At 70.1% G+C, this 13,871-nt stretch carries 12 protein-coding genes; 10 read left to right on the top strand and 2 right to left on the bottom strand.

The window, feature by feature from the left end; all coding sequences use genetic code 11:
• Nucleotides 1–24 precede the first annotated feature (24 nt).
• From ACZ56E_RS32710 to ACZ56E_RS32730, 5 genes are all read left to right on the top strand, one after another.
• Nucleotides 25–666: a PadR family transcriptional regulator gene (locus ACZ56E_RS32710; RefSeq protein ID WP_471219723.1), complete on the top strand. Its 642-nt coding sequence runs from the start codon at nucleotides 25–27 to the stop codon at nucleotides 664–666.
• Nucleotides 667–746: 80 nt separating this feature from the next.
• Nucleotides 747–1,682, top strand: a complete 936-nt coding sequence (locus ACZ56E_RS32715; RefSeq protein ID WP_471219855.1) for an ATP-binding cassette domain-containing protein — start codon at nucleotides 747–749, stop codon at nucleotides 1,680–1,682.
• 8 nt (nucleotides 1,683–1,690) lie between these two features.
• Nucleotides 1,691–2,467, top strand: a complete 777-nt coding sequence (locus ACZ56E_RS32720; protein ID WP_468608623.1) for an ABC transporter permease — start codon at nucleotides 1,691–1,693, stop codon at nucleotides 2,465–2,467.
• Between the two features lie 84 nt (nucleotides 2,468–2,551).
• Nucleotides 2,552–3,313, top strand: a complete 762-nt coding sequence (locus tag ACZ56E_RS32725; RefSeq protein WP_471219725.1) for a MerR family transcriptional regulator — start codon at nucleotides 2,552–2,554, stop codon at nucleotides 3,311–3,313.
• Nucleotides 3,314–3,455: 142 nt separating this feature from the next.
• Nucleotides 3,456–4,136: a DedA family protein gene (locus ACZ56E_RS32730; protein WP_471219727.1), complete on the top strand. Its 681-nt coding sequence runs from the start codon at nucleotides 3,456–3,458 to the stop codon at nucleotides 4,134–4,136.
• A gap of 40 nt (nucleotides 4,137–4,176) precedes the next feature.
• Here the strand turns inward: ACZ56E_RS32730 and ACZ56E_RS32735 are convergent, their stop codons facing one another.
• Nucleotides 4,177–5,850: a threonine/serine exporter family protein gene (locus ACZ56E_RS32735; RefSeq protein WP_471219728.1), complete on the bottom strand. Its 1,674-nt coding sequence runs from the start codon at nucleotides 5,848–5,850 to the stop codon at nucleotides 4,177–4,179.
• 118 nt (nucleotides 5,851–5,968) lie between these two features.
• Nucleotides 5,969–6,460: an inorganic diphosphatase gene (locus ACZ56E_RS32740; RefSeq protein ID WP_055568469.1), complete on the bottom strand. Its 492-nt coding sequence runs from the start codon at nucleotides 6,458–6,460 to the stop codon at nucleotides 5,969–5,971.
• A 124-nt stretch (nucleotides 6,461–6,584) separates the two neighbouring features.
• Here ACZ56E_RS32740 and dacB point away from each other — a divergent pair, with 124 nt between their 5' ends.
• The 5 genes from dacB to ftsH all read left to right on the top strand — a co-directional run bounded on the left by dacB (nucleotide 6,585) and on the right by ftsH (nucleotide 13,848).
• Complete coding sequence (gene dacB, locus ACZ56E_RS32745; RefSeq protein ID WP_471219731.1) at nucleotides 6,585–8,129, top strand: D-alanyl-D-alanine carboxypeptidase/D-alanyl-D-alanine endopeptidase; 1,545 nt, start codon at nucleotides 6,585–6,587, stop codon at nucleotides 8,127–8,129.
• A gap of 459 nt (nucleotides 8,130–8,588) precedes the next feature.
• The gene (locus tag ACZ56E_RS32750; protein WP_471219732.1) at nucleotides 8,589–9,716 is read left to right on the top strand and encodes a zinc-dependent metalloprotease; all 1,128 of its coding nucleotides are present in this window, start codon (nucleotides 8,589–8,591) and stop codon (nucleotides 9,714–9,716) included.
• A 233-nt stretch (nucleotides 9,717–9,949) separates the two neighbouring features.
• Nucleotides 9,950–11,014, top strand: coding sequence for a tRNA lysidine(34) synthetase TilS (gene tilS, locus ACZ56E_RS32755; protein ID WP_471219734.1), 1,065 nt, complete (start codon nucleotides 9,950–9,952; stop codon nucleotides 11,012–11,014).
• Between the two features lie 54 nt (nucleotides 11,015–11,068).
• Nucleotides 11,069–11,629: a hypoxanthine phosphoribosyltransferase gene (gene hpt / locus ACZ56E_RS32760; protein ID WP_030785774.1), complete on the top strand. Its 561-nt coding sequence runs from the start codon at nucleotides 11,069–11,071 to the stop codon at nucleotides 11,627–11,629.
• 197 nt (nucleotides 11,630–11,826) lie between these two features.
• Entirely contained in the window at nucleotides 11,827–13,848 is a 2,022-nt protein-coding gene (gene ftsH / locus ACZ56E_RS32765; protein ID WP_471219736.1) for an ATP-dependent zinc metalloprotease FtsH, read from the top strand.
• Nucleotides 13,849–13,871: the final 23 nt, after the last annotated feature.

Here is a 13,871-nt window from a genome sequence, read left to right on the forward strand (position 1 = left end):
GGGCTGAGCGGAAGGGCGCGGTACATGTCAGCGATCCGGCTACTGGTTCTTGGAGCCGTCCGGCAGCACGGCCGCGCCCACGGCTATCAGGTCCGCAACGACCTGGAGTTCTGGGGCGCCCACGAGTGGTCCAATGCCAAGCCCGGCTCGATCTACCACGCCCTGAAGCAGCTGGCGAAGCAGGGCTTCCTGCTCGCGCACGAGGTCGCCCCCTCCACGGCCGGCGGCCCGCCGCGCACCGAGTACGAGGTCACGGAGAAGGGCACGGAGGAGTACTACTCCCTGCTCCGTGACTCCCTGACCACGTACGACCAGCGGCCCGACGTCCTCACGACCGGGATCGGTTTCATCGTGGACCTGCCGCGCGAGGAGGCCGTGGCCCTGCTCAAGGAGCGGGTGCGCCGCATCGAGGAGTGGCGCGCGTCCGTCACGGAGTACTACACGCCGCAGGACGGCCCCGAACAGCTCGGCCACATCGGCGAGATCATGAACTACTGGGTGCACTCGGCCGACACGGGCGCGGAGTGGACCAAGGGCCTGATCGCCCGCATCGAGGCCGGCGCCTACACCTTCTCCGGCGAGGGCGATCCCTTCGTGGGAGTGCTTGCCGAGGACCAGGAGAATCCGTACGCGGCGGGGAGCGGGTCCGCGGGGGACGACCACTAATCAAGTTTGACGAATGGTGAGACTCGGGCTACCTTCCCTGCGTAGTCAACTTTGACTAGATGATCAGCGAGGGGAGCCGGATGACGGACGCGATCGTCGTTGAGGGTGCACACAAGGCGTACGGGAGCAAGAAGGCGCTGAACGGCCTCGACCTGCGGGTGGAGCGCGGCACCGTGCACGGGGTGCTGGGGCCGAACGGCGCGGGCAAGACCACGGCGGTGCGGATGCTCGCCACCCTCCTGCGGCCCGACGAGGGTCGCGTGGAGGTCGCAGGGCACGACGTGCGGCGCAGGCCCGACGAGGTGCGCAGGCGCATCGGTCTGCTCGGCCAGCACGCCGCGGTGGACGAGGAGCTGAGCGGCCGGCAGAACCTGGACATGTTCGGGCGGCTCCATCACCTGGGCGCCCGCCACGCGCGCGTGCGGGCCGACGAGCTCCTGGAGCGGTTCGGCCTCGCGGACACCGGCCGCAAGGCGGTCAAGCAGTACAGCGGCGGCATGCGGCGCCGCCTGGACCTCGCGGCCTCCCTCGTCACGGAGCCCGAGGTCCTCTTCCTGGACGAGCCCACCACGGGCCTCGACCCCCGCGGCCGCGCCGAGGTGTGGGACTCGGTGCGCTCGCTGGTCGGCGGCGGCACCACCGTGCTCCTGACCACGCAGTACCTGGAGGAGGCGGACCAGCTGGCCGACCGCATGTCGGTCATCGACGAGGGCCGCGTCATCGCGGACGGCACGGCGGACGACCTCAAGGCGAGGCTGGGCGGCGACCGCATCGACGTGGTGGTGCGCGACGCGGCCCAACTCGTCCGTACGGCCGCGCTGTTGCCCGCGGGCGCCACGGTGGACCCGGACCGCCGTCTGGCGTCCGCGCCCGTCACGGACCGCATGGAGGCCCTCACGGCGGTCGTACGGGCCCTGCGGGACGCCGGCATCGACGCGGAGGACGTGGCGCTGCGCAGGCCCACGCTGGACGAGGTCTTCCTGAGCCTGACCGAGCGTACGAAGGAGAGCGTGTGAGTACGTCGATGAGTCTGGCCGCGACCGACTCCTGGACCATGACACGGCGCGAACTCGCCCACTGGGCACGGCAGCCGGTGCAGGTCCTCGTCGGCCTCGTCTTCCCCGTGATGATGCTGCTGATGTTCACCTATCTGATCGGCGGCGGAAAGGGCATCGCGGGGGAGTACGCCGAGTTCCTGGTCCCCGGCATGTTCGCGCTGACGATGGTCTTCGGCCTGGACGCGACGATGGTCGCGATCACCCAGGACCTCAACAAGGGAGTGATCGACCGCTTCCGCTCCATGCCGATGGCCAACGGCGCGGTGCTGGTCGGCCGGTCGGTCGCCGACATGCTCCAGTCCTTCGTCTCGCTCCTGGTCATGATGGGCGTGGGGCTCGCGATCGGCTGGCGCTGGCACGGCTCGTTCGGGGCGGTGCTCGGGGCCGTGGGGCTGCTGATGATGCTGCGGTTCGCGATGCTGTGGCTCGGCATCCACCTGGCGATGGTCGCGGGTAGGCCGGAGCTGGTGACGGCCGTGCAGATCCTGGTCTGGCCGGTCGGCTTCCTCTCGAACGCCTTCACGGTTCCGCAGAACATGCCGGGCTGGCTCGGCGCCACGGTCGAGTGGAACCCGATGTCGGCGACGGCCACCGCCGTCCGTGACCTCTTCGGCAACCCGGGGGTGACCGGCACCTCCTGGGCGGCCGAGAACGCGGGTCTCCTGGCGGTGCTGTGGCCCGTGGTGCTCGTCGGGGTGTTCCTGCCGTTGGCGGTCCGCAGGTTCGGGGCGCTCAGCAAGTAGGGGCGGTCTCGGCGGCCGGCTTGCACCTCACGTGACGTGAGGGCGCAGGCTGATCCGCGTACCGAAAGAAGAAGGGCGGAAGCCATGGCCTACTCCGTGGGACAGGTCGCCGGTTTCACCGGAGTGACGGTGCGCACGCTGCACCATTACGACGAGATCGGCCTGCTCGTGCCCGGCGGGCGCAGCCACGCGGGACACCGGCGCTACGGCGACGCGGACCTCGACCGGCTGCAGCAGATCCTGTTCTACCGAGAGCTCGGCTTCCCCCTCGACGAGGTGGCGGCCCTCCTGGACGACCCGGACACGGACCCGCGGGACCACCTGCGCCGTCAGCACGCGCTGCTGACCGACCGGATCCACCGGCTCCAGGAGATGGCCGCCGCCGTCGAGACCGCCATGGAGGCGAAGAAGATGGGCATCAACCTCACCCCCGAGGAGAAGTTCGAGGTCTTCGGAGACCACGATCCCGAGCAGTACGCGGAGGAGGTCGAGCAGCGCTGGGGCGACACGGAGGCCTACCGCGAGTCGCAGCGCAGGTCCGCCTCGTACACGAAGGACGACTGGAAGCGGATCAACGACGAGATGAACGCGGTCCACGCGCGCGTGGGCGACCTGCTCGCCCGGGGTGTCCCCGCGGACTCCCCGGAGGCCATGGACGCCGCGGAGGCGCACCGCCGCTGCATCACGGCGCACCACTACGCGTGCTCGCCCGAGATGCACACCTGTCTCGGTGAGATGTACGTCGCCGACGAGCGGTTCACGGCCTTCTACGAGGCGATCCGCCCCGGCCTCGCCGTCTATCTGCGGGACGCGATCCTGGCGAACGCGGCACGCGACGGCGGGTGACGGGGCGCGCGGTGTGGTTGCAGTTTCCGCACAGTGCACGCCGAGAAGGGGAGTGGAACCCGGTCGGGGCGCCTGGCGTTGATAACTTTGGGCGGCTGCACCCGCCGCCGCACCACCCCCTCACCCTCAGGAGCCCGGAACCGTGACGACGCTTGCGCTCGGACCAAGCTGGTTGGATCCGGATTACCTGCTCAACCAGTTCGGCCTCTGGGGCCTGCTGGTGATCGTCTTCGCCGAGTCGGGCCTGCTGATCGGCTTCTTCCTGCCCGGTGACTCCCTGCTGTTCACCACGGGCCTGCTGATCACCACGCACAAGCTGGACACCCCGCTGTGGCTGGCCTGCCTGCTGATCTGCATCGCCGCGATCCTCGGCGACCAGGCGGGCTACCTCTTCGGCAAGAAGGTCGGCCCCGCGCTCTTCAACCGCCCGGACTCCAAGCTCTTCAAGCAGGAGAACGTGGTCAAGGCCCACGACTTCTTCGAGAAGTACGGCCCGAAGTCCCTGGTCCTGGCCCGCTTCGTGCCGATCGTGCGGACGTTCACGCCGATCATCGCCGGCGTCTCCGGCATGCGGTACCGCTCGTTCATCACGTTCAACATCATCGGCGGCGTCCTGTGGGGCGCGGGAGTCACCCTGCTCGGCGCCTGGCTCGGCAACATCGAGTTCGTGCACAAGAACATCGAGGCGATCCTCATCCTGATCGTCCTCATCTCGGTGGTGCCGATCGCCATCGAGTTCCTGCGGGCCCGCAGCAAGTCCAAGAAGACCGCGGCGGCCGAGGGCACGACGCCGTCCCAGCGCGGCCGCCACGCGAAGCGGTGACAGCGGGGCAAGACAGCCCCGGCCCCGCCGACCCGCAGGGTCAGAAGCCCCTCGTCCGCTTGGCCGCACGGCGATTCGCCGCCGACGCGGCCCCCGGCACCTTCAGGATCAGCCGGGAGACCTCGCTCCCCAGGTTCACGCCGATCGCGATGGCCAGCGCCGTCGCGACGGCCCTGGTGAGCGAGTTCATGCCCGTGTTGAGGTCGTTCTGCGCCAGGGCGAGCAGCCCGAAGTACGTCGCGCTACCGGGCAGCAGCGGCCCGATCGCAGCCGTCACATAGGGCAGTGACGACGCGAACCGATAGCGCGAGAACAGCTGCCCGAAGAGGCCCACAAGACCGGCCGCGATGGCCGTCGCCGCGACGGGCGAGAGCGCCAGCGGAGTCTGCGCCAGAGCGCCGAACATCACCCACGCGACGCCGCCGTTCAGGGTCACCATCAGCACGGTGTTACGTTCCTGCTGAAGCAGTATCGCGAAGGCGAGACTCAGCGCCATCGACGCCAGGATCTGGATCACCGGCCGCGACGACGTCACGCCGAACTTCGTCTCCGGAGTCAGGTTCGTCGCGTCGAGCATCACGCCGAGCGACAGCACGAGCAGCACACCGCAGACGATGCCCACGATCAGGTACATGACCTCCAGAAGGCGCGCGGCAGCGGTGATGTAGTAGCCGGTCAGCCCGTCCTGCACACCCGCCACCAGGGCCCGCCCCGGGATCAGCGCGAAGAGCCCACCGGTGATCACCGCCGAGGCCATGGACGCCTCGGTGTGCACGAAGCTGAGCGCCACACCCATCCCGGCGGGCGGCATCGCGGCGCCCACGAACTGGTAGAACTCCGGCAGCCCGCGCCCCGCGCACAGCCAGGCGAGCCGGTCGCCGAGCATCGCGCCGACCGCGGCCACCACGAAGACGAGAGCGCCACCGCCGACCAGCACGGACGCGGAGCCCGCGAGCAGGCCGCTGGCCGCCGTGAGCGCCCACCCGGGGTAGGGGTGACGGTTACGCCGAATGCCCGCAAGACGGCGGTAGGCCTCCTCCAGGGAGACCTCGATCTCGGGGTCGCTGATGTCGTCCACCAGGTGGAAGACCGCCGCCAGACGCGTGTAGTCCGTGCCCCGGCGGCGCACCGTCCTGGAGGCCGTGACGGGGTCGTCCACCAGCGAGGGCTGGTGCGAGATCGACAGGAGCGTGAACGTCACGTTCGGCTCGCAGCGGTCCAGGCCGTACGAGCGGCAGACGGCGAACATGGCCGCCTCCACGTCCTCGGCGCCCTCACCGCCCGCCAGCAGCAGCTCGCCGATACGGAGCGTCAGGTCGAGCACGCGCGGCACGGCGGGCCCGGCCTCGTCCTCCTGCTTCTGCGCGGCCTCCGTCGCCGGACGCTCGGTCACCGGCATGCGCAGCATCGTGCGCATCTGGTCCTGCCAGGGGACGTCCTTGGTGAGCTTCACCAGGGGTATGCCCTGCGCGGGCGTGAAGGCCTGCGGGGCGTTCCGCGCGCTGTAGGTGTGCGGCGGCGTGAACGCCGACTTGTCGGTCTCCTGGGTCGTCGTGGACGGCGTCGCGAGGCCCGTGGGGATGGCGAACTCGGATGTCGTCTGGGACTCGTCCTCAGGGGCCTGTGGTTGCGGCATCACCCCGCTGGGCTGCGCGAACGCGCTGCGGGCCTCGTCCGACTGAGGCTTACGGTCCTCGGCCTCCTGTTCGGCCACTGATGCCCTCACTTCTCATATGACTCGTACGCACCCTCCGTATGGCCAGTATGGGCACAGATACACGAACGGGCCGCGTGACCCCCTTGGGTCCCGCGGCCCGCCCGGAACGACTGGCTCAGTGGCCGCCCTCGTCCTTGAAGCGCTTGTAGGAACGCTCGATCTCGGCCTCGGCGTCCGTACGGCCGACCCAGTCGGCACCCTCGACGGACTTGCCGGGCTCCAGGTCCTTGTAGACCTCGAAGAAGTGCTGGATCTCCAGGCGGTCGAACTCGGAGACGTGGTGGATGTCCCGCAGGTGCTCCACGCGCGGGTCCGAGGCCGGGACGCAGAGCAGCTTGTCGTCGCCGCCCGCCTCGTCGGTCATCCGGAACATGCCGATCGCGCGGCACTTGATGAGGCAGCCGGGGAAGGTCGGCTCGTCCAGGATGACCAGGGCGTCCAGCGGGTCACCGTCCTCGCCGAGGGTGTTCTCGACGAAGCCGTAGTCCGCGGGGTAGCTGGTCGACGTGAAGAGGCGACGGTCCAGACGGATCCGGCCGGTCTCGTGGTCCACCTCGTACTTGTTCCGCGAACCCTTCGGAATCTCGATGGTGACGTCGAACTCCACGGGTGGCTCCTCCATGATCAGCACATACTTCGGGTGATTAAGTGTCCCTCACGCAGATGTGTGATCGCGAAAGGGGCTGGTCGTCGTGCCGGAGCTCAAGCCTTGGCAGCGGCCTCGACAGCTTTTGAGACAGCTGTCCAAGCCTTCCGCCGACAAGCTCGCCGGGTTCTCCGGCAAGCTCACGACCTTGCAGCTCACGGCTGGTGCCGCCACCTTCGGCCTGGTCATCGCGGCCGGGGCGGTGGCCGCGGCCGGCCCTTGGGACTCCTCCGGTCAGCGTACGGCGGAGCGGGTCCGGGCTGCTTCCCAGGAGGCCTGGGGTGGCGCAGATCACGCCGGCGGAGCGCCGGGACGCGGGCCGGCGGCCGCGCCGAGCGCCCCTTCCGTGCTCGCCGGCCTCGGCGCGCCCGCGGGCACGGCACCCCGGCCGACGGACCGCGCCCTCGCGGAGGTGCTCGATCCGCTCCTGAAGGACCCCGCGCTCGGCCCGAAGCGGTCGGCCGTCGTGCTCGACGCGGCCTCCGGCAAACGGCTGTACGGCAAGAACGCGGGCGACGGCCTGACACCCGCCTCGACGATCAAGATCGCGACGGCGGTGGCGGCGCTGGATGCGGTGGGCCCGGACCACCGCATCCCCACGAAGGCCGTGCTGGAGCCGAACTCCGTCGATTCCTCCGACTCGTCCGACTCCTCGGGCTCCTCCGAGGCGCCGGATGTCGTCCTGGTCGGCGGCGGCGACCCCACGCTGACGGCCCGCAAGGACGGCCGCTACACCGACACGGCGGCCAGCCTGCGCAGGCTCGCCGAGGACACGGCACGCTCCCTCAAGAGCCGCGACATCGACAAGATCAAACTTTCGTACGACACGTCGCTGTACTCCGGCCCTCCGCAGCACCCCATCGGCCCCAACGAGAACATCACGCCGGTCAGCGCCCTGATGGCCGACGAGGGACGCCTCGACGACTCCTCAAGCGGGCCCGCCCCGCGCGCGGGTGACCCGGCGGCCGAGGCGACGAAGAAGTTCGCGGGCTTCCTGAAGGACCACGGCATCACGACCGAGCCCGCCCCGGACGCCGCTCCCGTCCCCTCCAAGGCGACGGACCGGGCCGAGTCCCTCGCGAAGGTCGAGTCGCCGCCGCTGTCCTCGCTGGTCGAGCGGATGCTGACGCACAGCGACAACGACATCGCGGAGGCGCTGGCCCGCCAGACGGCGATCGCGGCGAAGGAGCCGGCGAGCTTCGACGGTGCGGGCAGGGCGGTCCGGGCCCGCCTGGAGAAGCTGGACCTGCCCCTCTCCGGGACGACGTTCGCCGACGGCAGCGGTCTGGACCGCGCCGACCGCGTCTCCGCGGAGCTCCTGGCGGCCCTCCTGGACCACGCGGCGGACCCGGGCCGCCCCGGACTGCGCTCCGCGGTGACGGGCCTGCCGGTGGCCGGCTTCACCGGCACGCTGGTCGACCGCTACCCGAAGGACTCGCCCGGCACGGGCCTGGTCCGCGCCAAGACCGGCACCCTGACCGGCGTGAACAGCCTCGCGGGCACGGTCGTCGACGCCGACGGCCGCCTTCTCCTCTTCGCCTTCATGACCACAGGCACGACGGACCCCCAAGCAGCCCAGTCGGCCTTGGACCACATGGCCTCCACAGTGGCCAACTGCGGCTGCCGCTGACCCAACGGCCGAACGACTCCAACGGGCCGCAGGGCTACCCAGGGACGCGGGGAACTGCGCACCCAGCCACCCCCATGACTCCGACGGGCCGAAGGCGCCGCTAAGGGGCGCGGGGAACTGCGCGCCCAGCCACTCCCATGACTCCGACGGGCCGAAGGCGCCGCTCAGGGGCGCGGGGAACTGCGCACCCAGCCACTCCCATGACTCCGACGGGGCGCAGGCGCCGCTGAGGGGCGCGGGGAACTGCGCGCCCAGCCACCCCCAAGCGGCAGCCGCCCAAAAACCGAAGCCAAACGGCGCCCCGCGCAGGACACCCGCCCCGGGCACCCAGGAACAGCGAGCCCACCCCACACCACAGCCCCCCACAAGGCCCCCACAGCCCCCTAGGGGCGAGCTCCGGGCCAATGTCAGGGGTGCAAGCCCCTCCACCAGAGGGAGCCACCACGTACCGTTGAGCGCATGACGAGCATCCGTGGTGCGGAGATGGTCGACTGGAACCTCGCGGTGGCGACCGCGACCCGCCTCGTGAGGCCGGGCCCAGAAGTGAGCCGGGACGAGGCGCGAGCCGTCGTCGCCGAGCTCCGGCGGCACGCCAAGTCCTCGGAGGAGCACGTCCGTTCCTTCACGAGGATGGGCTCGGAGGACACCCACAACACCCCGGTCCTCGTGGTGGACAGAGCGGGCTGGGTCCGGGCCAATGTGGCGGGCTTCCGGGAGATCCTAAAGCCCCTCCTGGACAAGATGCAGGACAAGCGCGGCAGCGGCCCGGGCGGCGCCGTGCTCGGCGCGGTGGGCGGCAAGGTGACGGGCGTGGAGCTGGGCATGCTCCTGTCCTTCCTCGCCTCCCGCGTCCTCGGGCAGTACGAGACCTTCGCCCCACCCACCCGAGACCTCCCCGCGGGGGCGAACGGCGGGGGCCGCCTCCTCCTCGTCGCGCCGAACATCGTGCACGTCGAGCGCGAGCTGGACGTGGACCCCCACGACTTCCGCCTCTGGGTCTGTCTGCACGAGGAGACGCACCGCACGCAGTTCACCGCCGTGCCCTGGCTGCGCGACCACCTCGAAGGCGAGATCCAGTCGTTCCTGGGGGAGACCGAGGTCGACCCGATGACGGTCCTGGAGCGCGTCAGGGAGGCCGCCCAGTCGCTCGCGGGCGGCCGCACCGACGCGGAGGGCGAGGAGGACGAGGGGGGCCGTTCCCTCGTCGAGCTGGTGCAGACGCCCGCCCAGCGCGAGATCCTCGCCCGTCTGACAGCGGTGATGTCCCTCCTGGAGGGCCACGCGGACTTCGTGATGGACGGCGTCGGCCCGGACGTCGTGCCGTCCGTGGCCGAGATCCGCGAGAAGTTCCAGCAGCGGCGGGCGCGCGGCGCCAGCCGCCTCGACCAGGCCCTGCGCAAGCTCCTCGGCCTCGACGCGAAACTGCGCCAGTACCGGGACGGCGAGCGGTTCGTCCGCGCGGTCGTGGAGCAGGTCGGCATGGACGGCTTCAACCGCGTCTGGACCTCCCCGAACACGCTGCCCACCAAGGCGGAGATCGCCAAACCGGCGGACTGGGTCGCGCGGGTGCACCGTAAGGGAGAGTGAGGAACCGGTTGCGGCCGATGGCAGGAGAACGCCCCCGCAATCACCCGTCCGAGGGACCGTGGGCGATGGGTAGGCGTGCAATGCTCGGGTAACGGCTCGGCTCTGTCACCATCGACACACTCTGAGTGACCGTACGCAAGGGAGAGAAGGCCCCGCATGGGACCGGATCTCGCTGGTGGGTCCTGAGTGACTGGTCCGAGCTCACCCCCCGAACTTCACGAAGGGAACCGGACATGGGTCCCCATCCTGCGGTCGCGGCGATACGCCTGGCGGTCCGCCGCGTACTCCACGACGTACTGACCGACCTACAGCGCAGCGCCGAAACCGACCCTCCACACCCCTCCCACCCCCTGCACGCCCCGCACTCCCCGCACGAGCAGGCCCCGCCACCGACCGTGCTCGTCGCCTGCTCCGGCGGCGCCGACTCCATGGCGCTCGCCTCCGCGCTCGCCTTCGAAGCCCCCAAGCTCGGCATCCGCGCGGGCGGCGTCACCGTCGACCACGGCCTGCAGCCCGGGTCGGACCTGCGCGCCGCCGAGGTCGTCGTGCGCCTCACCGCCCTCGGCCTCACCCCGGTCGAGTCCGTCGCCGTGGACGTCGGGCGCGAAGGCGGCCCCGAAGCCGCCGCCCGCGACGCGCGGTACGCGGCCCTGGACGCCGCCGCCGAGCGGCACGCGGCAGCCGCCGTCCTGCTCGGACACACCCGCGACGACCAGGCGGAGACCGTGCTGCTCGGCCTCGCCCGCGGCTCCGGCATCCGCTCCCTGTCCGGAATGGCCGCGACCTCGGGGGTCGCGGGCCGTTACCGCCGCCCCTTCCTGCACATCGACCGGCAGACCGCCCGCAAGGCCTGCATGGTGCAGTCGCTGCCCGTCTGGGACGACCCGCACAACGCCGACCCGGCGTACACCCGGTCCCGGCTGCGCCACGAAGGCCTGCCCGCCCTGGAGAAGGCCCTAGGCAAGGGCGTCGTCGAGGCGCTCGCCCGGACGGCCCAGCTGTCCCGTGACGACGCCGACGCGCTCGATGCCTGGGCCGCCCAGGCCGAGGCGACCGTCCGTGACGCCGCCGGCCGCCTGGAGTGCGCGAAGCTCTACGCCCTGCCGCCCGCCGTGCGCCGCCGCATCGTGCGCCGGGCCGCCATCGAGGCAGGGGCACCCGCGGGCTCGCTCTTCGCCCGGCACATCGAAGAGGTCGACCGGCTGATCACCGGCTGGCGAGGCCAGGGAGTCATCAATCTCCCGGGCAAAGTCGTGGCTCAGCGCCAGGGTGGCAGACTGGTGATCCGGCAAGGCTGACGAGAGCCCCGTGTTCGTTGGGGACCGAGTCGGCCGGTGGGACGACCGAAAGTGATGCGGGTGGACGCGAAAGACATGGGCACCGACCTCAAGTCGGTGCTCATCACCAAGGAAGAGATCGACGCGAAGCTGGCCGAGCTGGCCGCGAAGATCGACGCGGAGTACGCGGGCAAGGACCTGCTGATCGTCGGAGTCCTCAAGGGCGCGGTGATGGTCATGGCGGACCTGGCGCGCGCGCTGTCCACCCCCGTCACGATGGACTGGATGGCCGTGTCGTCGTACGGCGCGGGGACCCAGTCGTCCGGCGTCGTGCGGATCCTCAAGGACCTGGACACCGACATCAAGGGCAAGCACGTCCTGATCGTCGAGGACATCATCGACTCCGGTCTGACGCTGTCCTGGCTCCTGTCGAACCTCGGCTCGCGCGAGCCCGCCTCCCTCGAGGTGTGCACGCTGCTGCGCAAGCCGGAGGCGGCGAAGGTCGCGATCGACGTGAAGTGGATCGGCTTCGACATCCCGAACGAGTTCGTCGTGGGCTATGGCCTCGACTTCGCGGAGAAGTACCGAAACCTCCCGTTCGTCGGCACGCTCGCCCCGCACGTCTACGGCGGCTGACGTCCCGCGGAAGCACTCCGCGGGCTTGCGTACGACGTCGGGGAACCCTCACCCGTTTCCCGGCGTTGAAGCATGCGAAGGCGGGATTGCCAGCCGTCCCCGGCGGCTTCGGGTCACAATGCTGGGGTACCGTCCGAAGAACAGTCTTTATCAAACTCACTATGGCAGGAGGGACGGGGCGTCATCGCTCCGTATGGATGGACGTGAAGCGATACTTCCGTGGGCCAGTCATGTGGATCGTGCTGGCCGTCCTTGCCGTGGTCGTGTTGATGCAGGTCGTCGGCTCGTCCGGTGGCTACAAGACGGTGGACACCGGCGAGGTCGTCCAGGCGATCGAGAAGAACCGGGTCGAATCCGCGAAGCTCACCACCGGTGACGAGCAGATCATCAAGGTCGAGCTCAAGGACGGCCAGAAGGTCAAGGACAGCAGCAAGATCCAGGCGAGCTACATCGGCGACCAGGGCGTCGACCTCGCCAAGACCCTGCAGGCCAAGTACCAGAGCAAGGACATCCCGGACGGTTACACCGTCTCTCCGTCGAAGCAGAATCCCTTCGTCGGCATCCTGCTCTCCCTGCTCCCCTTCGTCCTCATCGTCGTCGTCTTCCTGTTCCTGATGAACCAGATGCAGGGCGGCGGCTCCCGAGTCATGAACTTCGGGAAGTCCAAGGCCAAGCTCATCACCAAGGACACCCCGAAGACGACCTTCTCCGACGTGGCCGGGTCCGACGAGGCGGTCGAGGAGCTCCACGAGATCAAGGAGTTCCTCCAGGAGCCGGCGAAGTTCCAGGCCGTCGGCGCCAAGATCCCCAAGGGCGTGCTCCTCTACGGCCCGCCCGGCACCGGCAAGACGCTGCTCGCGCGTGCCGTCGCCGGTGAGGCCGGAGTTCCGTTCTACTCGATCTCCGGTTCCGACTTCGTCGAGATGTTCGTCGGTGTCGGTGCCTCCCGTGTCCGTGACCTCTTCGAGCAGGCCAAGGCGAACGCCCCGGCGATCGTCTTCGTCGACGAGATCGACGCGGTCGGTCGGCACCGCGGCGCCGGCCTCGGCGGCGGCCACGACGAGCGCGAGCAGACGCTGAACCAGCTGCTCGTCGAGATGGACGGCTTCGACGTGAAGGGCGGCGTCATCCTGATCGCCGCGACGAACCGGCCGGACATCCTCGACCCGGCGCTCCTGCGCCCCGGCCGCTTCGACCGGCAGATCGCCGTCGACCGCCCGGACATGCAGGGCCGTCTGGAGATCCTCAAGGTTCACCAGAAGGGCAAGCCGGTCGCCCCGGACGTCGACCTGTCGGCGGTCGCGCGCCGCACGCCGGGCTTCACCGGCGCCGACCTGAGCAACGTCCTCAACGAGGCCGCGCTGCTCACCGCCCGCAGCGACAAGAAGCTGATCGACAACCACTCGCTGGACGAGGCGATCGACCGCGTCGTGGCGGGCCCGCAGAAGCGGACCCGGATCATGTCCGACAAGGAAAAGAAGATCACCGCGTACCACGAGGGCGGACACGCCCTGGTCGCGGCGGCTTCCCCGAACTCGGACCCGGTCCACAAGATCACGATCCTGTCCCGCGGCCGGGCCCTGGGTTACACCATGGTCCTCCCCGAAGAGGACAAGTACTCGACCACGCGCAACGAAATGCTCGACCAGCTCGCGTACATGCTGGGCGGGCGCGCGGCCGAGGAGCTCGTGTTCCACGACCCGACGACCGGCGCGGCGAACGACATCGAGAAGGCCACGGCCACCGCACGCGCGATGGTCACGCAGTACGGCATGACCGAGCGGCTCGGCGCGATCAAGTTCGGCGGGGACAACACCGAGCCGTTCCTCGGGCGCGAGATGGCGCACCAGCGGGACTACTCGGAAGAGGTCGCGGCGCTGGTCGACGAAGAGGTCAAGAAGCTCATCGAGACCGCGCACAACGAGGCCTGGGAAATCCTGGTCGAGAACCGCGACATCCTCGACAACCTCGTCCTCCAGCTCCTCGAGAAGGAGACGCTCAACAAGGAGCAGATCGCCGAGGTCTTCGCCGGCATCGTGAAGCGCCCGGCCCGCCCGGCGTGGACCGGTTCCTCCCGGCGCACGCCCTCGACCCGCCCGCCGGTGCTCTCCCCCCGGGAGCTCTCACTGACGAACGGTGCGAACGGCGCGACCCCCGCCGTGACCTCGGGCACGGAGAAGTCCCTCGAGGTGGCCCCGGAGGACCGCCCCGAGAGCTGACCCGCGCCTCAGCAGGCCCGGAA

This window comes from Streptomyces sp. NPDC039480 (genome assembly GCF_055597165.1).